The 18,742-nt window shown below is 71.0% G+C and carries 14 protein-coding genes and 2 pseudogenes; 11 read left to right on the forward strand and 5 right to left on the reverse strand.

Annotated elements, in window-relative coordinates:
• The 7 genes and pseudogenes from ACFULQ_RS18475 to ACFULQ_RS18505 form a co-directional block, all read left to right on the forward strand.
• Nucleotides 1-663: pseudogene (locus tag ACFULQ_RS18475) on the forward strand (hypothetical protein); the annotation flags it as partial.
• The gene (locus tag ACFULQ_RS18480; RefSeq protein WP_383544923.1) at nt 660-1,574 is read left to right on the forward strand and encodes a sugar phosphate isomerase/epimerase family protein; all 915 of its coding nucleotides are present in this window, start codon (nt 660-662) and stop codon (nt 1,572-1,574) included. The pseudogene ACFULQ_RS18475 and the gene ACFULQ_RS18480, both read left to right, overlap by 4 nt.
• Before the next feature lie 161 nt (nt 1,575-1,735).
• Nucleotides 1,736-2,536, forward strand: coding sequence for an EboA domain-containing protein (locus tag ACFULQ_RS18485; RefSeq protein ID WP_383545105.1), 801 nt, complete (start codon nt 1,736-1,738; stop codon nt 2,534-2,536).
• Nucleotides 2,536-3,396: a TatD family hydrolase gene (locus tag ACFULQ_RS18490; protein ID WP_383544926.1), complete on the forward strand. Its 861-nt coding sequence runs from the start codon at nt 2,536-2,538 to the stop codon at nt 3,394-3,396. Before ACFULQ_RS18485 ends, ACFULQ_RS18490 begins: the two co-directional genes overlap by 1 nt.
• A gap of 3 nt (nt 3,397-3,399) precedes the next feature.
• Entirely contained in the window at nt 3,400-4,569 is a 1,170-nt protein-coding gene (eboE, locus tag ACFULQ_RS18495; RefSeq protein ID WP_383544929.1) for a metabolite traffic protein EboE, read from the forward strand.
• Nucleotides 4,566-6,026, forward strand: a complete 1,461-nt coding sequence (locus ACFULQ_RS18500) for an alkaline phosphatase family protein (RefSeq protein ID WP_383544932.1) — start codon at nt 4,566-4,568, stop codon at nt 6,024-6,026. The genes eboE and ACFULQ_RS18500 overlap by 4 nt, the downstream gene beginning before the upstream one ends.
• A gap of 60 nt (nt 6,027-6,086) precedes the next feature.
• The gene (locus tag ACFULQ_RS18505; RefSeq protein WP_383544934.1) at nt 6,087-7,133 is read left to right on the forward strand and encodes a sugar phosphate isomerase/epimerase family protein; all 1,047 of its coding nucleotides are present in this window, start codon (nt 6,087-6,089) and stop codon (nt 7,131-7,133) included.
• A 639-nt stretch (nt 7,134-7,772) separates the two neighbouring features.
• Here the strand turns inward: ACFULQ_RS18505 and ACFULQ_RS18510 are convergent.
• Both ACFULQ_RS18510 and ACFULQ_RS18515 read right to left on the reverse strand, forming a co-directional pair.
• Nucleotides 7,773-8,528 (reverse strand): annotated as a pseudogene (locus ACFULQ_RS18510) (molybdopterin dinucleotide binding domain-containing protein); the annotation flags it as partial.
• Between the two features lie 47 nt (nt 8,529-8,575).
• On the reverse strand, nt 8,576-9,547 hold the full coding sequence (locus tag ACFULQ_RS18515; RefSeq protein WP_383544937.1) for a 2-dehydropantoate 2-reductase: 972 nt from the start codon (nt 9,545-9,547) through the stop codon (nt 8,576-8,578).
• Between the two features lie 244 nt (nt 9,548-9,791).
• Here ACFULQ_RS18515 and ACFULQ_RS18520 point away from each other — a divergent pair, with 244 nt between their 5' ends.
• Entirely contained in the window at nt 9,792-10,466 is a 675-nt protein-coding gene (locus ACFULQ_RS18520; protein ID WP_383545109.1) for a GntR family transcriptional regulator, read from the forward strand.
• A gap of 104 nt (nt 10,467-10,570) precedes the next feature.
• On the opposite strand, the gene ACFULQ_RS18525 is transcribed toward ACFULQ_RS18520, so the two are convergent.
• The 3 genes from ACFULQ_RS18525 to frc form a co-directional block, all read right to left on the reverse strand.
• On the reverse strand, nt 10,571-11,986 hold the full coding sequence (locus tag ACFULQ_RS18525; RefSeq protein ID WP_383544940.1) for an OFA family MFS transporter: 1,416 nt from the start codon (nt 11,984-11,986) through the stop codon (nt 10,571-10,573).
• 1 nt (nt 11,987) lies between these two features.
• Nucleotides 11,988-13,379, reverse strand: a complete 1,392-nt coding sequence (locus ACFULQ_RS18530) for an OFA family MFS transporter (RefSeq protein WP_383544943.1) — start codon at nt 13,377-13,379, stop codon at nt 11,988-11,990.
• Nucleotides 13,380-13,552: 173 nt separating this feature from the next.
• Nucleotides 13,553-14,785, reverse strand: a complete 1,233-nt coding sequence (frc, locus tag ACFULQ_RS18535; RefSeq protein WP_383544945.1) for a formyl-CoA transferase — start codon at nt 14,783-14,785, stop codon at nt 13,553-13,555.
• Between the two features lie 144 nt (nt 14,786-14,929).
• On the opposite strand from frc, the gene sucC reads away from it, so the two are divergent.
• From sucC to ACFULQ_RS18550, 3 genes are all read left to right on the forward strand, one after another.
• The gene (sucC, locus tag ACFULQ_RS18540) at nt 14,930-16,060 is read left to right on the forward strand and encodes an ADP-forming succinate--CoA ligase subunit beta (protein ID WP_383544948.1); all 1,131 of its coding nucleotides are present in this window, start codon (nt 14,930-14,932) and stop codon (nt 16,058-16,060) included.
• Nucleotides 16,061-16,071: 11 nt separating this feature from the next.
• Nucleotides 16,072-16,971 (forward strand): succinate--CoA ligase subunit alpha, encoded by a 900-nt coding sequence (gene sucD, locus ACFULQ_RS18545; protein ID WP_383544951.1) that lies wholly within the window; start codon nt 16,072-16,074, stop codon nt 16,969-16,971.
• Between the two features lie 172 nt (nt 16,972-17,143).
• Entirely contained in the window at nt 17,144-18,700 is a 1,557-nt protein-coding gene (locus tag ACFULQ_RS18550) for an aldehyde dehydrogenase family protein (RefSeq protein ID WP_383544954.1), read from the forward strand.
• Nucleotides 18,701-18,742 lie beyond the last annotated feature (42 nt).

Consider the following 18,742-nt stretch of genomic DNA (forward strand, 5'->3'; position numbering starts at 1 on the left):
CGGCAGGCCGGCCCGGTCGGCACCCACGCCGCAGCTGTCGCCGACGAGGTTCAGAAGGCCCTGGTAGCGGGGCTCAAGCCGACCGCCTTGCACGGCATCCGTGCCGCCCTCCCCTCCGCCGCCCTGCTCGGTGCCCACACCCTCGCGCTCACGACCGTGTCCCGCAGGGAAGCCCAGGGCGGTTCACCCCTCGCCCCCTTGGCGGCGCTGGTCGCGACAGCCGCCCTGACCCGCCGCGTGGCCCGGCCCCGGCCCCTCCCGACGGACCGGCTCGACGAAGCCCGCAGCCACACCGGACCGCTCTCCGTCCTCCACAGGACGACCGCGGCCCTGTCCCGCCCGCCAGGCCCCCGCACACCCACCGGCGATCACCCCCCGCAGCCCGGCTCCCGCCCCAAGCTCCCGGACCCACCCGCCGCTCTACGCCTCGCCCTCGCCACCGCCTACGCGGTCACCGCCGCCCGCCCCTACTTCCACGCCGCGCTCAACCCGTCACCCCCACTCACCCAACGCGCCGTCACCGGCGGCATCCGCGCCACGATCCCCCTCCAGGCCGCCCTCACCGCCCGCTCGGGCACGAAGGCGGCGACGCTCACCGCCCTCCTCACCACCACCCTCGCCCCCCTGGCAGCCCGCTTCGCGAGAAAGGTGAGCGTCACATGACCAGCCCCCTCTCCACTCCCCACCACGGCGCCGGCCCCGCCTCGCCCCCCAACGGACTCCGCTTCGGCTACGGCACCAACGGCCTCGCGGACCTCCGTCTCGACGACGCCCTCGCCCTTCTCGCCGACCTCGGTTACGACGGCCTCGGCCTGACGCTCGACCACATGCACCTGGACCCCCTCGCCCCCGACCTCGCCGCCCGCACCCGCCGTCTCGCGCACCGGCTGGACGCGCTCGGCCTGACGGTCACCGTCGAGACAGGTGCCCGCTATGTGCTCGACCCGCGTCGCAAGCACGGCCCGTCCCTGCTGGACCCCGACCCGGACGACCGCGCCCGCCGCGTCGACCTGCTCGTCCGGGCCGTCCAGGTCGCCGCCGACCTGGGTGCCCACGCCGTGCACTGCTTCAGCGGCATCACACCGGCCGGCACGGACCAGGACACGGCGTGGAAACGCCTGGCCGAGACCCTCGCACCGGTCCTGGAAGCCGCCACCGCCGCCGGCGTCCCTCTCGCCGTCGAACCCGAACCCGGTCATCTCCTCGCCACCCTCGCCGACTTCCACCACCTCCGCACCACCCTCGGCGACCCCGCTGCCCTCGGCCTCACCCTCGACATCGGTCACTGCCAGTGCCTTGAACCCCAGTCACCCGCCGACTGCGTACGCGCCGCGGGCCCCTGGCTGCGCCACGTCCAGATCGAGGACATGCGACGAGGCGTGCACGAACACCTCCCCTTCGGTGACGGCGACATCGACTTCCCGCCGGTCCTCGCCGCCCTGGCCGACACCGGCTACCAGGGCCTGACCGTCGTCGAACTGCCCCGTCACTCCCATGCGGGCCCCCACTTCGCCGAACTCTCCCTCCCGTTCCTCCGTCAGGCAGTGGCGCTCTCACAAGGAAGCACTCCATGACCCACCCCCAAGCCCACCAGGCAACCTCCATGCCGGCCCCCCCGGACACCCCGGCGACCCCGGACCCGGACGCCCCGGCGTCGATCACCCCGGCGACCCCGGACCCGGACGCCCCGGCGTCGATCACCCCGGCGACCCCGGACCCGGACGCCCCGGCGTCGATCACCCCGGCGACCTCTGACCCGAACACCCCTGACCCCAACACCCCAGCCCTGGACACCTCGGCCCCCAACACCCCCGCCACCCCCCTCGCCCGCACCCCGCCCACCACCCTGCGCCGCCACCTCACCCCCCGCCTCGGCGAAGCCGCCCGCGCCTGGCTCGACCGGGCCCTGGACGAGGCCGCCGCCCACCCCGGCGCCCACGGACCCATCTCCGCATGGGAGTTGCGCCTCGCCGAGGCAGGACGCCGTTGCGGGCCCGAACACGCCGACGCCGTCCGCGTCCTGATCCTGCACGCCGCCCGCGCCGACACCGCCGCCCTCACCCGGGTCTACGCCCAGGGCACCGCCGCCGAACGCCGGGCCGTTCTGCACGCCCTGCCCCACCTGGTGCCCGGCCCGCAGGCGCTCCCCCTCGTCGAGGACGCCCTGCGCACCAACGACACCCGGCTCGTGGCCGCCGCCGTCGGCCCCTACGCCGCCCGCCACCTCGCCGCCCACCACTGGCGCCACGCCGTGCTGAAGTGCCTGTTCACCGGCGTGCCCGTCGCCGAGGTGGCCGAACTGGACCGGCGCGCCCGCGCGGACACCGAACTCGCCCGCATGCTCGGCGACTACGCCGCCGAACGCACCGCCGCCGGCCGTCCCGTCCCCCAGGACCTGCACCGCGTCCTGACCCTGACCGACCCCGAGGCCGCCCCACCCGCACCGGCCGCCGACCACGGCCCGAGCGGCTCCCAAGGCCCCCACGCCGCCCACGCCGCCCCTGGCGTCGACGGCACCCACGGCAAGGAGTCCTGATGCGCATCTTCGACCCCCACATCCACATGACGTCACGGACCACCGACGACTACCAGGCCATGCACACCGCCGGCGTGCGTGCCGTGGTCGAGCCGTCCTTCTGGCTGGGCCAGCCCCGTACCTCGCCCGCCTCCTTCCTCGACTACTTCGACTCCCTGCTGGGCTGGGAACCCTTCCGCGCTGCGCAGTACGGCATCGCCCACCACTGCACGCTCGCCCTGAACCCCAAGGAGGCGAACGACCCCCGCTGCACACCGGTCCTCGACGAGCTGCCCCGGTATCTCGTCAAGGACCAGGTCGTGGCCGTCGGCGAGATCGGCTACGACTCCATGACCCCCGCCGAGGACACCGCCCTCGCCGCCCAGCTCCAGCTCGCCGCCGACCACGAACTGCCCGCGCTCGTCCACACCCCGCACCGCGACAAGCTCGCCGGCCTGCGCCGCACCCTGGACGTGGTGCGCGAGTCCGCCCTGCCGACCGAGCGGGTCCTGGTCGACCATCTCAACGAGACCACCGTCAAGGAGGCCAAGGACAGCGGCTGCTGGCTCGGCTTCTCCGTCTACCCGGACACCAAGATGGACGAGGAGCGGATGGTCGCGATCCTGCGCACCTACGGCCCCGAGCAGGTCCTGGTGAACTCCGCCGCCGACTGGGGCCGCAGCGACCCCCTCAAGACCCGCAGGGTCGGCGACCTCATGCTCGCCGAGGGCTTCAGCGAGGACGAGGTCGACCGGGTGCTGTGGCGCAACCCCGTCGCCTTCTACGGGCTCAGCGGCCGCCTGAACCTCGACGTCCCGGCCACGGACGTCACCCACGAGGGCAACTCCATCCTCCGCGGCCCGCAGAAGACGGAGGCGTGAGCCATGCGCTTCCGCCACCCCGACGGCACCACCGTCCACCTCGCCTACTGCACCAACGTCCACCCCGCCGAGACCCTCGACGGCGTCCTCGCCCAGCTCCGCGACCACTGCGAACCCGTCCGCCGCCGCCTCGGCCGCGACCGCCTCGGCATCGGCCTGTGGCTCGCCCGCGACGCCGCCCACGCCCTGGTCACCGACCCCTCCGCACTGCGCGACCTGCGCACCGAACTCGACCGCCGCGGCCTGGAGGTCGTCACCCTCAACGGCTTCCCCTACGAGGGCTTCGGCGCCGAGGAGGTCAAGTACCGCGTCTACAAACCGGACTGGACCGACCCCGAACGCCTCGAACACACCACCGCCCTGGCCCGCGTCCTCACCGGCCTCCTGCCCGACGACGTCACCGAGGGCAGCATCTCCACCCTCCCGCTCGCCTGGCGCACCGGCTACGACGACGCCGACGCCGACAAGGCCCGCACCGCCCTGCTCACCCTCGCCGAACGCCTCGACGCCCTCCAGGAACTGACCGGCCGCTCCATCCGCGTCGGCCTGGAACCCGAACCCGGCTGCGTCGTCGAGACCACCGGCGACGCCATCGCCCCGCTGACCGCGATCGCCCACGACCGCATCGGCATCTGTGTCGACACCTGCCACCTCGCCACCTCCTTCGAAGACCCGCACACCGCCCTGGACGCGCTCACCACCGCCCGCGTCCCCGTGGTCAAGTCCCAGCTCTCCGCCGCCCTGCACGCCGAACAGCCCCACCTCCCCGAGGTCCGCGAGGCACTCGCCGCCTTCGACGAACCCCGCTTCCTGCACCAGACCCGCACGGCCACCGCCGCCGGCCTGCGCGGCACCGACGACCTCGGCGAAGCCCTCGCCGCGGACGCCCTGCCCGACGGCGCACCCTGGCGCGCCCACTTCCACGTCCCCCTGCACGCGGCCCCCGCCGCACCCCTCACCTCCACGCTCCCCGTCCTCAAGGCCGCCCTGAGCCGGCTCGTCGGCGGCCCGCACCCCCTCACCCGCCACCTGGAGGTGGAGACCTACACCTGGCAGGCCCTCCCACCCGCACTGCGCCCCCGCGCCCGCACCCAGCTCGCCGACGGCATAGCCGCCGAACTCACCCTCGCGCGCGACCTGCTGACCGACCTCGGCCTCAAGGAGCTGCCATGAGCCCCCAGCACCCGGAAGCGGGCCGGACACAAGCCACCGCGGGCGAGACGGAAGCCGCCCCGGGCCGACAGTCCGCCGACGCGGCACCGACCCCCCTCCTCGTCCTCGACGTCGTCGGCCTCACCCCCCGGCTCCTGCACCACATGCCCCACCTCAAGTCCCTCGCCCAGTCCGGCTCCCACGCCCCGCTCGGCACCGTCCTGCCCGCCGTGACCTGCGCCGCCCAGTCCACCTTCCTCACCGGCACCCACCCCAGCGAGCACGGCATCGTCGGCAACGGCTGGTACTTCCGCGAGCTCGGCGACGTACTGCTGTGGCGGCAGCACAACGGTCTCGTCGCCGGCGACAAGCTCTGGGACGCCGCCCGCCGCGCCCACCCCGGCTACACAGTCGCCAACATCTGCTGGTGGTACGCCATGGGCGCCGACACCGACTTCACCGTCACCCCCCGCCCCGTCTACTACGCCGACGGCCGCAAGGAACCCGACTGCTACACCCGGCCCCCGGCCCTGCACGACGAACTCACCGACAAACTCGGCACCTTCCCCCTCTTCCACTTCTGGGGCCCCGGCGCGGACCTGGTCTCCAGCCAGTGGATCATCGACGCCACCCGCCACATCATGGGCACCCGCCACCCCGACCTGACGCTCTGCTACCTCCCCCACCTCGACTACGACCTGCAACGCTTCGGCCCCGACGACCCACGCTCCCTCAAGGCCGCCGCCGACCTGGACCGGGCACTGGCCCCGCTCCTGGACGACGCCCACGCGGAAGGCCGTACCGTCGTGGCGCTGTCCGAGTACGGCATCACCCGCGCGGACCGACCCGTCGACATCAACCGCGCCCTGCGCCGCGCCGGACTCCTAGAAGTGCACACCCAGGACGGCATGGAGTACCTCGACCCGATGGCCTCGCGTGCCTTCGCGGTCGCCGACCACCAGATCGCCCATGTCTACGTGCGCCGCCCCGAGGACCTCGACGCCACCCGCGCCGCCCTCGACGGACTGCCCGGCATCGGCCAACTGCTCGACGACGAGGGCAAGAAGGCCCACCACCTCGACCATCCGCGCTCCGGCGAACTCGTCGCCGTCGCGGAACCGGACGCCTGGTTCACGTACTACTACTGGCTCGACGACGACCGCGCGCCCGACTTCGCGCAGCTGGTCGAGATCCACCGCAAACCCGGCTACGACCCGGTCGAACTCTTCATGGACCCGCTCGACCCCTACGTCAAGGTCAAGGCGGCCACCGCGCTGGCCCGCAAGAAGCTCGGACTGCGCTATCGCATGGCGGTCGTGCCCCTCGACCCGTCACCTATTCGCGGCAGCCACGGCCGCCTTCCCGAGAGCGACGACGACGGTCCGCTCCTCATCTGCTCCACCCCCCGTGCCGTCGGCGACCGCATCGCGGCCACCGACGTGAAGTCACTCCTGCTCCGACTGGCCGGCCTTTCCTGACTGGTCACCAGTGAAGCACCCACCACTGACAACGCCCCCAGACCCCGAGGAGTCCCGGACATGAGCCGCATGTTCCAGCCCGACCCCGAACTCACCCACCGCCTCACCAGACGAGGCATGCTCGGCGTGGCCGCGGGCGCCACCGCCGCCGCGCTGCTGGGCGCCGCGGCCACCCCGGCCGGCGCCGCCACCGACGCCGCGACCGGCACCACCGGCCACGGCCGCGGCCGTCCCGTACTGCCCCCCGGCCGCCTCGGCATCCAGCTCTACAGCCTCCGCGACAAGGTCTCCACCCTCGGCTTCGGGCCCGTCTTCGCCGAACTGGAGAAGTACGGCTACGACGAGGTCGAATTCGCCGGATACACCCAGGGCTCGGCCGGACCGATCACCCTCGCCCAGCTCAGGCGACTGGCCCGCGACCACGGCCTGAACCCGATCGGCAGCCACGTCGGCTACTACTCCGACGACCCGAACGCCTACACCTTCGCCCAGAACCTCACCCAGGTCCTCGACGACGCCCAGGCCCTCGGTCTCAAGCACATCGGCACCGCGTCGGGCCCCTTCCGCTACGGCTCGACCGTCGACGCGTGGAAGCGTGCCGCCGAGGAGTTCAACACCTACGGGGCGGCGGCGAAGGCGCGCGGCATGAAGTTCTACCAGCACAACCACTCCGAGGAGTTCTCCTTCGCCACCGACAACCCCAAGGTCCGCCTCTACGACGTGCTCCTCAGGGAGACCGACCCCGACCTGGTGTTCCTGGAGATGGACATCTTCTGGGCGTACTCGGGCCAGTTCCGCTTCTCCCAGCGGCCCGACGGCAGCCCCGCACCCTTCGAACCCCTCAACTACGTCCTCAGGCAGCCCCACCGCTACCCGCTCTTCCACGTCAAGGACGGCGTGAGCGACCCGTCGAACACCTACGGCTACCGGATGACCGACGTCGGCGACGGAGACATCGACTACCAGAAGTTCATCTCCGCCGTGACCCGGCTGAAGGGCGAGCGCCTGGCCCACCACTGGCAGGCCGAGCACGACCAGCCCACCGAGTCCTTCACGTTCGCCCGACGCTCCAGCGCCCACCTGCACTCACTGCGGGAGAAGTGCTGACCGCACACGGCTGAGGCGGGACCCCGAGGGCGCAGGGGGCGCTCCCCGCCGGTCGGGGTCCCGCCGTCGTGTAAACGGGCCGGCCGGTCCGCCCCGGCCGCCGCGGCAGCCGTCAGGACGAGCCGGCGTACGCCCGCGTACACGTTCATGGGGTGTCCGCGCACACAGCCCAACCGGGGGAGGAGGCCCGGTCCGCCCCCCGGCGAGGGCGGTGACCCGCAGGCCCCCGGTCCGGTCGAAGACCCGTTCGGCCGCGCAGAGCCGGTCGGGGAGGCCCGCGAGAGGACCGGGTTCGACACGGACCGGGGGAGTGTCGCGGACGAGCCACCGAGGCGCCGTGAAGACCGCGCCGAGGCTCGCCCTGCCGGACGGGCCGCAGGAGGATGTCGTACGACCGCCCTCCGGCCGGCCCCCGGCCATCAGCGGGTCCGAGTGGGACGAGGCCGCCCGGCCGGGGACACCGCGCACCCTCGCGGACGGGGCCGCCCCGCCGGGGACACCGCGCACCCTCGCGGACGAGGCCGCTCCGCCGGGGACGCCACGTGCCCTCGCCGACAGGGCCACCCCGTCTCCGACGTGTCGTGGCCGACGTCCGCGGATCACCCCCCGGCGCTGCGTCACTCGTCCCATGGGCCGGCCTCAGCTCCGCATCGCCACGACGACCGGCGACTTCTCGATGCGGATCGCAGCGGCCTCGAACTCCACGGCCCCCGCGATCGGACAACGGGCCCCGGCCGCCCACCCGTTCGCCCCGTCGACTGCGCCCGACGGGCGGCCGGCCATGAACGCCAGGCCCGGCCGCAGCGCCGGATCCACCCACACCGGTGCCGTCGTCGCTCCGAACCGGGTCACGACCCGCACCTCCTCGCCGACCACCACGCCGTAGCGCTCGGCGTCCTCAGGGCTCAGCTCGACACACTCCGCGCGCCGCAGCGACGACGCCGAACCCCCCTTGTGCAGGCGGGTGTTGGACGAGTCGAGACGGCGCCCCCTCGTCAGCCGGACCGGATACCGCTCGTCCGTCAGATCGACCGGAGGGGCGTGGGGGACGAGCTGGAAGGGCGTACGGCCGTCACGATCGCCCGGCCCGCGCCCGGTCAGCAGTGCCAGATCGCGCCACGCGCGGACAGCGTCCGTGCCTTCACCGGTGCCGTCCTCGACGACACCCTGTGGCCGGCACTGCTCCCCGCGCGCCCAAGCGAGCGCCAACTGGCCTACGACAGCGGCTGATACGCCCGTCACCTTCACCGTGAGCGACACCGTCCACGGCTCGACCAGCTCCCGGTACTCCTCGAACCCGGAGGTCGCACGCCCGATGAACTCCCCGTCGGCCAGGCCGGTGTGGATGATCTCCCGGCCGACCGCGTGAGCCATCGGCACGGCGGTGCCGGCGTTCGGCCGGAGGCGACCGCCGGACCCGATGGCGTGGGCGCTCAGTTCTGTCATGCGGCGGACCGGAGGGCGAGGAGGTCGGACAGCGCGTGGACCGTGCGCAGGGTGGGCACGTCCACGCCGGTGATCTCCGCCAGCTCGATCACGGCGGTCAGCAGGACGTCGAGTTCGAGAGGCTTGCCGCGCTCCAGGTCCTGGAGGGTCGAGGTGCGGTGGTCGCCGACGCGTTCGGCGCCGGCCAGGCGCCGCTCGATGGAGACGCCGACCGTGCAGCCCAGGGCCTCGGCGACCGCGAGCGTCTCGGCCATCATGGTCTCGATGACCTTGCGGGTGCCGCCGTGCAGACACATCTGCCGCATGGTGGCGCGGGCCAGTGCGCTGATCGGGTTGAAGGAGATGTTCCCGAGCAGCTTGAGCCAGATGTCGTCGCGCAGGTTCGCCTCGACCGGAGCCTTCAGACCACCCACCCGCATGGCCTCACTGAACGCCAGACACCGCTCGGACAGACTCCGGTCGGGCTCGCCGATGGAGAACCGGGTGCCTTCCAAGTGCCGTACGACACCCGGGCCTTCGAGTTCGGTGGCCGCGTAGACGACACACCCGATGGCCCGCTCCGGAGCGAGCACCTTGCTGACCGCGCCGCCTGGGTCGACGCTCTCGATGCGGTGGCCGTCGTAGGGGCCGCCGTGCCGGTGGAAGTACCACCAGGGGATGCCGTTCTGGGCCGCGATGACGGCCGTGGTGGCATGGAGAAGGGGCTCGATGAGCGGCCCGCACGCCGCGTACGAGTTGGCCTTCAGTCCGAGGAAGACATAGTCGACCGGGCCGATCTCGGCCGGGTCGTCGGTGGCATGGACATGGGCGGTGAAGTCACCGCGGGGGCTGAGGACCTGGACGCCCTGCCCGCGCATCGCCGCCAGGTGGGGCCCGCGGGCGACGAGGTGCACATCCGCGCCGCCACGGTGCAGGGCCGCACCTACGTAGGCACCGATCGCACCGGCGCCGAGAACTGCGACTTTCATGATGAGGAAGCTCCGTTCGGTGAGGGTGACCGAGGAACTGTCGACTTTGTCGACTGGATATTGTCTACAGGATGGAGCGAGTGCTCAGCAAGAGTCGTGACGTCACCAACCCCCGGTGAGCTGCTGCGAAGCGCCGGTACGAGCCGGGCTTCGCGGCGGTTGTGCGCCGTAGACTGTAGGCGAAAGCCAATTCACGATCGGCGCTCAGCTGCAGTGACGACGCTGTACAGGAGGGACCGCGATGTTGCCGACCACAGGACTGCCGTACGGCACCGTGCCCAGGCTCGAGCGTCCCGGTCCCCTGCGCGACCGTGTCTACGGGGCCTTGCTGGAACTGATCACCACGCGTGCGCTTCAGCCCGGTCAGCATCTTGTGGAGAGTGAGCTGGCGGGTCATCTCGGGGTGTCTCGGCAGCCGGTGCGCGAGGCGTTGCAGCGGCTGAACACCGAGGGGTGGGTGGATCTACGGCCTGCCCAGGGGGCGTTCGTGCATGAGCCGACGGACGAGGAGGCGGACCAACTCCTCACCGTCCGCACCTTGTTGGAGGCCGAGGCCGCCAGGTTGGCCGCCGCCAACGCGGGCAGCGCCGGTGTCGCCGCCCTGGAAGCACTGTGCGCCGAGGGCGAGAAGGCCGTCGCCGCCGACGACGTGGATGCCGCGGTAGCCCTGAACGCCCGACTCCACGCGAAGGTCATGGAGTTGGCGGGCAACACGGTCCTCGCCGAGCTGGCGGGCCAGGTGGATCGCCGGGTGCGGTGGTACTACACGCCGATCGCCCGGCAGCGCGGCCGGCAGTCCTGGATCGAGCACCGGGAGCTCATCGCCGCGATCGCCGACCGGGACGAACAGCGCGCCACCGCCGCCATGCGGCAACACACCGAACACACCCGGAAGATGTACCACGAACGCGAGAAGTAGCCCGCAGGACAGGCTGGTTCACCACCGGCACCACAGGCCGGATCAGGCGGCCCTTCCCCGGCCAACGGCACGGGAAGGGCCGCCTGATGTCCGAACGGCCCTGCTCAGGCCGCGGCTTGTGGCTGGGCGGCCGAGACACCGCTCCGGGGCCGCCCCGGCTGCCGCAGCAGCAGCGCGATCGCGGCCGCCACCATCGAGGTGGCGCCGGCCAGCGCGTACGCCCCGTCGTAACCCCAGGCCGCGACGACCATGGAACCGAGCCCGCCGCCGAACAGACCGCTGATCAGCTTGCCGCTGTACACCAGCCCGTAGTTGGAGGCGTTGAAGTTCTCCCCGAAGTAGTCCGGGGTGAGCGCCGCGAACAGCGGGTAGAACGCGCCGCCGCCGAACCCGGACAGGAACGCGAAGAACAGGAACAGCGACTCGCTCCTCACGTCACCCGCCCAGATCACGCCGAACTGCGCGAGCCCCAGGACGACGATCACGAACACCAGAGTGGACTTGCGGCCCCACTTGTCCGACAGCCAGCCCACCACCCCCCGCCCGACGCCGTTGATGACCGCCATGACACCCATCGAGGAGGCCGCCACCAGTGGGCCGAAGCCCACCTCCTTCGCGTAGTCGACCTGGAAGGAGATCCCGAAGATCGACACCCCCGCGGTCATCACGAGAGCGACCCACATGAGGGGAAGCATGCCGGTCCTGACGGCCTCCTTCGGCGTGAACTGCCGTACCGCGGGAGGGTTCTTGGCGAGCGCGACGGCACCCTTCCCGTCGCCGCCGTAGGTCAGCGGGTCGATGTCCGCGGGCCACCAGTTCTTCGGCGGGTCCTTGAAGAAGAACGCGCAGCCCACGACCACGATCAGGATGTAGCAGCCGATGAGGTCCAGCACCCGGTGGTAGTTCGCCGTGTCGAAGCCGTAGTTGAAGATGAAGATGAAGGGCAGTGACCCGTACGCGAAGCCGCCGTTGACGAACCCGGTCCTGGCTCCCCGGCGTTCGGGGAACCACTTGCCGACCATGTTGATGCAGGTCGCGTAGACCAGTCCGGCGCCGACTCCTCCGACGACGCCGAATCCCAGGATCGCCAGCCAGACGTTGTCCAGGTGCGACAGGGCCAGGAACCCGACCAGACACATGCCCGAGCCGGCGTACATGGCCTTGCGGGCGGTCAGGATGCCCTTCTCCCGCAGCCAGCCCGCCGGGAAGGCGATGCCGGCCTGGAAGAAGACCCAGACGCTGAGGATCCAGAAGGTGTTGCTCTGCGTCCAGCCATGGGCGTGGGACAGGGTGTCCTCGGCCGAGCCGTACGCGTACTCGAAGACGCTGATGGCCATCATGGTGATCCACGGCAGATACACCATGAGCTTGCGTGAGTGGCCGAGGATGTCCCGGTCGGTCTCACCGATGCGGTAGACACGGCCGTTCGCGTCGGTCACTTCTCGGTAGGGACGTGATGCGGCGGTGGAGGCTGCGCTCTTGTCGGTCTCGCTGCGTGCTGCGTACGGATCTGCCGTCATGTCAGGCCATTTCCTCGCCGAGCGGTTGCGGGTTGGGGACGGTCCGACGGCTGGTCCGGGGCCTGCCGGGCGACTTCAGGAAGAGCGCCAGCACCGCGGAGCTCAGACCGATGCAGCCGGCCAGGACGAACGCGCCCTCGTAGTCCCAGGCGCCGACGACGATCGAGCCGACGCCGGAGCCCACCAGCCCCGAGATGAGCTTGGAGCTGTAGACCATGCCGTAGTTGGAGGCGTTGTTGTTCTCACCGAAGTAGTCCGCGGTCATCGCGGCGAACAGCGGGAAGATCGCGCCGCCGCCGAAGCCGGAGACCATGGAGCAGAACAGGAAGAACGGCATGCTGCCCATCTGGCCCGAGATCAGCACACCGAACTGGGCGGTGCCCAGCACCAGGCACACGATGATCAGCGTGTTGCGGCGCCCGAACTTGTCGGAGATCCAGCCGATCACGCCGCGTCCGGTGCCGTTGACGATCGCCTTCAGCGACATCGCCGTGGCCACGATCCCGCCCGCGAAGCCCATGTCCTTGCCGAACGGCACCTGGAAGGCGATGCCGAAGATGTTGATGCCGGCCGTGCACAGCAGGCAGAACCACATCATCCACAGGACGGGCGTACGCGCGGCCTCCTTCGGGGTGTACTGCTTGACCGCCGGCGGGTTCTTCTCCAGCGCCCGCCGGATCTTCGGGTCGTCGGTCATCCTCAGCGGGTCGACGTGCGGCGGCCACCAGTTCTTCGGCGGGTCCTTGAAGAACCAGCCTGCGAACGCCACCACGGAGCAGCAGACCAGGCCCACCGTCACCAGGACGCCCTTGTAGTTGCTCAGGTCCATGTACGACGTGAACAGGAAGACGAAGGGCACCGAGCCGTAGGCGAAACCGCCGTTGACCATGCCGGTCTTGCCGCCCTTGCGCTCCGGATACCACTTGCCGACCATGTTCACGCAGGTCGCGTACACAAGACCGGCACCGATACCGCTGCACACACCGAAGCCCAGATAGGCGACGATCACGTTCGGCGCGAACGCGAGCGACAGATAGCCGAGGACGGTTCCCAGCGCGCCCAGCATCATCGCGTAGCGGGCGGGAAGCTTTCCGCTCTCCCGCAGCTGCCCGGCCGGGAAGGCCACGGCCGCCTGGAAGAACACCCAGACGCCCATCAGCCAGAAGATGTGCCCACTGCTCCACAGATGCGCCTCGTGCAGGGTGTCCTCGGCCGACGTGAACGCGTACTCCGAGGAACTGATGCCCAGCATGCCCATCCAGGGGAAGAGCACCATGGTCCAGCGTGGCCGTCCCATGATGTTCCGGTCGGTCTCACCGATCCGGTACACGCGGCCGTTGCGGTCCGTCACCTCCCTGAAGGCGGCGGACGACGAGTAGTCGAGTGTTGTCATAGTCTTCAAGCACTCCTTGCGTCGAAAGATCTGGCCAGCGCCCCCTGTCCAAATTCCTTTCGTGCGCGCACGGCTCCCGGGGCCGGTCGACGCGCACCGTCGCCGGACCCCGTGCTCGATCACGTCATGGATCACCGCCCAACGACCAGGCGGTGCGGCCCCGGTTCACCACGTCAGATCACCCCGCCCGACTTCAGCAGCCGCAACTCCTCGTCACCGAGACCCAGTTCGCCGATGTAGATGTCGTGGTTGTGCTGGCCGAGGAGGGGTGGGGTGGTGATGGTGGTGGGGGAGTCGGAGAGTTTGAGGGGGTTGCCGACGGTGGTGAAGGTGCCGCGTTCGGGATGCTCGACCTCGACGATCATGTCGTTGGCGGCGAGGGAGGTGTCCTGGATGATCTCCCGGGTGGACAGGATCGGCCCGCACGGGATGTCGTACCGGTTGAGTTCTTCCAGGACCTGCCATTTGGGCAGGGTCGCGGTCCATTCCTCGATCAGCTGGAACATCTTCGCCAGCTTCGGCAGCCGGGCCTGGGGGGTGGCCCACTCGGGGTCCTCGGCCAGTTCCGGGCGGCCGATCAGGGCGGCGAGGGGGGCCCAGCCGACGGGCTGGACGATGACGTAGACGTAGTCGTTGGGGCCGCCGGGTGCGCAGCGCACCGCCCAGCCCGGCTGCCCGCCCCCCGAGGCGTTCCCGGAACGGGGGACTTCGTCGGTGAAGTCCTCGTTCGGATACTCGGCCAGGGGGCCGTGCGCGAGGCGTTGCTGGTCGCGGAGTTTGACCCGGCACAGGTTCAGCACCGCGTGCTGCATGGCGACGTTGACCCGCTGGCCGCGTCCGGTCCTCTCGCGCTGGAAGAGCGCGGCCAGGATCCCGGCGACCGCATGCACCCCGGTGCCGGAGTCACCGATCTGCGCCCCGGTCGCCAGCGGCGGCCCGTCCTGGAACCCGGTCGTCGCCATCGAGCCGCCCATCGCCTGCGCCACCACCTCGTACGCCTTGAAACCGGTGTACGGGCCCGGCCCGAACCCCTTGATCGAGGCATACACGATCCTGGGGTTGATCTCCCGGATCCGCTCCCACGCAAACCCCATACGATCCACCGCACCCGGAGCGAAGTTCTCCACCAGCACATCCGCACCCCGGATCAACGCCGTCAGGATCTCCCGGCCCCGCTCCGTCTTCACATTCAGCGTGATGCTGCGCTTGTTGCAGTTCAGCATCGTGAAATACAGCGAGTCCGCACCCGCCACATCCCGCAACTGCCCCCGCGTGACATCCCCGCCCGGCGCCTCCACCTTCACCACATCCGCCCCCAGCCACGCCAGCAACTGCGTCGCCGACGGACCCGACTGCACATGCGTCATGTCCAACACCCGCACACCATCAAGAGCCAACGTCGTCACGGATCACCTCACCGTCAGCAGGTTTGGCACATTGCATACAGTCGACGAATACTGTATGAAGATTGTTATCCCGCATCCCGTGGGTGATGTCCAGGGGGCGTGCAGCACTTTTAAGTCGTGCACTTTTGAGACGGGAGCCGAACCATGGACCTGTATGAGCACGAAGCCCGGGCCCTTTTCGAGGAACACGGGATCCCGGTGCCGAGGGCGGAGGTCACCGACTCACCCAAGGAGGCCCGCGCCATCGCCCGCGGACTGGGCGGCAGCGTCGTCGTCAAGGCGCAGGTCAAGACAGGAGGCCGGGGCAAGGCGGGCGGTGTGCGATTCGCCGCCGACCCCGCCGAGGCCGAGCGGACGACCCGCGCGATCCTCGGCATGGACATCAAGGGGCACCCGGTCGGCAAGGTGATGCTGGCCCAACCCGTGGACATCGAGCGCGAGTTCTACGTCGCCTACGTCCTCGACCGCGCGGCGGGCCGTTTCCTCGCCATCGCCTCGGCGGCGGGCGGCATGGACATAGAGGAGGTCGCCGCCAGTCGCCCCGAGGCCGTGGTCCGCGTTCCCATCGACCCCGCCGAGGGCGTCACCTCGGCGAAGGCGGGCGCGATCGCCCAGGCGGCCGGGCTGCCGCCGCAGACCGTCGACGTCCTCGTACGGCTGTGGGAGGTACTGGTCCGCGAGGACGCGGTCCTCGTCGAGGTCAACCCGCTCGTGCGCACCCGCCAGGGACAGCTCCTCGCCCTCGACGGCAAGGTCACCCTCGACGACAACGCCCGCTTCCGACAGGCCCGTTGGGGCAACGAGTCCATGTCCTACGACGATCCGCTGGAGGCGGCCGCCGCCGCGAAGGGCCTCAACTACGTCAAGCTCGACGGCGAGGTCGGCATCATCGGCAACGGCGCGGGCCTGGTCATGTCGACCCTCGACGTGGTCGCCGGCTGCGGCGCCCGGCCCGCCAACTTCCTCGACATCGGCGGCGGCGCCTCGGCCCAGGTCATGGCCGACGGGCTGTCGGTCATCCTGTCCGACCCGGCCGTCAAGTCCGTGTTCGTCAACGTCTTCGGCGGGATCACCGCATGCGACGCGGTGGCCGAGGGCATCGTCAGGGCCCTCGACGAGGTCCGGCTGACCAAGCCGCTGGTCGTGCGGCTCGACGGCAACAACGCGGCCCGCGGGCGAACCGTCCTCGACGAGCACGCCCATCCCCTCGTGCAGCAGGCCACCACCATGGACGGCGCCGCCCGGCGCGCCGCCGAACTCGCCAACACCGGGTGAAGGAGCGGGACATGGCCATCTTCCTGACCAAGGAGTCCAGGGTCCTCGTCCAGGGCATGACCGGCGGCGAGGGCATGAAGCACACCCGGCGCATGCTCGCCGCCGGCACCAACGTCGTCGGCGGCGTGAACCCGCGCAAGGCCGGCCGGGCCGTCGACTTCGACGACCGGGTCGTACCCGTCTTCGGATCGGTCGCCGACGGCATACGGGCCACCGGGGCCGACGTCACCGTCGTCTTCGTGCCACCCGCCTTCGCCGAAGCGGCCGTTGTGGAGGCCGCGGACGCCGGGATCGGCCTCGCCGTCGTCATCACCGAGGGCATCCCCGTCCACGACTCCGTCGCCTTCACCTCGTACGCGAAGAAGAAGGGGACACGGATCATCGGCCCCAACTGCCCGGGCCTGATCACCCCCGGCCAGTCCAACGCGGGCATCATCCCGGCGGACATCACCCGGTCCGGCCGGGTCGGCTTGGTGTCCAAGTCCGGCACGCTCACCTACCAACTCATGTACGAGCTGCGGGACATCGGCTTCTCCACCTGTGTCGGCATCGGCGGCGACCCCGTCGTCGGCACCAGCCACATCGACTGCCTGGCCGCCTTCCAGGACGACCCCGACACCGAACTGATCGTCCTCATCGGGGAGATCGGCGGTGACGCGGAGGAACGGGCCGCCGCCTACATCCGCGATCACGTCACCAAACCCGTCGTCGGCTACATCGCCGGCTTCACGGCGCCCGAGGGCCGGACCATGGGCCACGCCGGCGCCATCGTGTCCGGTTCCGCGGGCACGGCCCAGGCGAAGAAGGAGGCGCTGGAGGCGGTCGGCGTCAAGGTCGGGGACACCCCGACCGCGACGGCCCGCCTGGTGCTCTCCCTGCTGGACACGGTTCACGAGGCCGCTCAGGCCTGAGCCGGAACCGGAACCACGTGGCGCGTCCGCACCACGTCACGCGCCCGAAAACACGCGTCGCGTACGGGAACCGTGCGTCCCGTTCGGAGAACCGTGCGCCGCGTACGGGGAACCACGCGTTCCCTCCCTCACCACCCCGCCCCCGACTGTGCACCGAGAGCGGAGACATCGCATGACCACCACCCTCAACTCCACCCACCTCGTGGTGAAGTCCGGTACCTCCTGGAACGACGCCTGGCAACGCTGCCTCGCCGTCGCCCCCGAGGCCTTCCGCGACGACCGCGTCCTCAACCTCTGGGACTCCGCCTGGCGGGCCGACGGCCGGGCACTGCCCGCCACCAGCCCCGTCGACGGCAGCCCCATCGCCGGCCCGCCGCGCCTGGACCGGGAAGCCGCCCACCAGGCCGTCCGCGCCTCCCTCGACCAGCACCGTGCCTGGCGGCACGTCCGCCTCGAAGAACGCCGGGCCCGTGTCGCGGCCACCCTCGACGCTCTCACCCAGCACCGCGAACTCCTCGCCCTCCTCCTCGTCTGGGAGATCGGCAAGCCGTGGCGGCTCGCGCAGGCCGACGTCGACCGGGCCATCGACGGCGTGCGCTGGTACGTCGACGGCATCGAGCCGATGGTCGAGGGCCGGGCCCCGCTGGACGGCCCGGTCTCCAACATCGCCAGCTGGAACTACCCGATGAGCGTGCTCGTCCACGCCCTGCTGGTCCAGGCCCTGGCGGGCAACGCGGTCATCGCCAAGACCCCCACCGACGGCGGCGTCGCCTGCCTCACCCTGGCCTGCGCGCTCGCCGCCCGCGAGGGCATCCCCGTCACCCTCGTCAGCGGCAGCGGGGGAGAGCTGTCCGAGGCGCTGGTGCGGGCGCCCGAGATCGGCTGCGTCTCCTTCGTCGGCGGCCGCGACACCGGTGCCGCCGTCGCCACCGCCGTCGCCGACCTGGGCAAGCGCCACATCCTCGAACAGGAAGGCCTCAACACCTGGGGCATCTGGAACCACTCCGACTGGGACGCCCTCACCGCCGTCATCCCCAAGCTCTTCGACTACGGCAAGCAGCGCTGCACCGCCTACCCGCGCTTCGTCGTCCAGCGTGAGCTGTTCGACGAGTTCCTGGCGGCCTACCTCCCGGCCGTGCGCACCCTGCGCCTCGGACACCCGCTCGCCGTCGAGCACCCCGACGACCCCTACCCCTCCCTCGACTTCGGCCCGGTGATCAACGCGGCCAAGGCGAAGGAACTGCGCGACCAGGTCGCCGAGGCCATCGACCGCGGAGCCGTCCCCGTGCACCGCGGCAGCGAGGCGGACGCGCGCTTCCTGCCCGGCCAGGACACCTCCGCGTACGTCCAGCCGGTCACCCTCCTCAACCCGCCCCCGTCCTCACCCCTGCACCACGCGGAGCCCTTCGGCCCGGTCGACACCATCGTCCTGGTCGACACGGAAGCGGAACTGCTGGCCGCCATGAACGCCTCCAACGGCGCACTGGTCGCCACCCTGTCCACCGACGACAGGGCGACCTTCGACCGACTCGCCCCGCAGATCCGCGCGTTCAAGGTCGGACACGGCACCCCGCGCTCCCGCGGCGACCGCGACGAACTGTTCGGCGGGTTCGGCGCCTCCTGGCGCGGCGCCTTCGTCGGCGGCGAACTCCTGGTCCGCGCGGTCACCCAGGGACCCGCCGGCGAACGGCTGCCCGGCAACTTCCCCGAGTACCAGCTGATGCCGTGAGGCAACGACGGACACACGACGACGCAGGGACGAGGTGGCGAC

It is taken from the genome of Streptomyces sp. NPDC057253, assembly GCF_042669125.1.
In the GTDB taxonomy this organism is placed as follows: domain Bacteria; phylum Actinomycetota; class Actinomycetes; order Streptomycetales; family Streptomycetaceae; genus Streptomyces.

Bases quoted from the DNA above. Each gene is read 5' to 3' on its own strand.
- ACFULQ_RS18480 (WP_383544923.1), top strand. From the start codon at position 660: ATGACCAGCCCCCTCTCCACTCCCCACCACGGCGCCGGCCCCGCCTCG.
- ACFULQ_RS18490 (WP_383544926.1), top strand. From the start codon at position 2,536: ATGCGCATCTTCGACCCCCACATCCACATGACGTCACGGACCACCGAC.
- eboE (WP_383544929.1), top strand. From the start codon at position 3,400: ATGCGCTTCCGCCACCCCGACGGCACCACCGTCCACCTCGCCTACTGC.
- ACFULQ_RS18500 (WP_383544932.1), top strand. From the start codon at position 4,566: ATGAGCCCCCAGCACCCGGAAGCGGGCCGGACACAAGCCACCGCGGGC.
- ACFULQ_RS18505 (WP_383544934.1), top strand. From the start codon at position 6,087: ATGAGCCGCATGTTCCAGCCCGACCCCGAACTCACCCACCGCCTCACC.
- ACFULQ_RS18515 (WP_383544937.1), bottom strand. From the start codon at position 9,547: ATGAAAGTCGCAGTTCTCGGCGCCGGTGCGATCGGTGCCTACGTAGGT.
- ACFULQ_RS18525 (WP_383544940.1), bottom strand. From the start codon at position 11,986: ATGACGGCAGATCCGTACGCAGCACGCAGCGAGACCGACAAGAGCGCA.
- ACFULQ_RS18530 (WP_383544943.1), bottom strand. From the start codon at position 13,379: ATGACAACACTCGACTACTCGTCGTCCGCCGCCTTCAGGGAGGTGACG.
- sucC (WP_383544948.1), top strand. From the start codon at position 14,930: ATGGACCTGTATGAGCACGAAGCCCGGGCCCTTTTCGAGGAACACGGG.
- sucD (WP_383544951.1), top strand. From the start codon at position 16,072: ATGGCCATCTTCCTGACCAAGGAGTCCAGGGTCCTCGTCCAGGGCATG.
- ACFULQ_RS18550 (WP_383544954.1), top strand. From the start codon at position 17,144: ATGACCACCACCCTCAACTCCACCCACCTCGTGGTGAAGTCCGGTACC.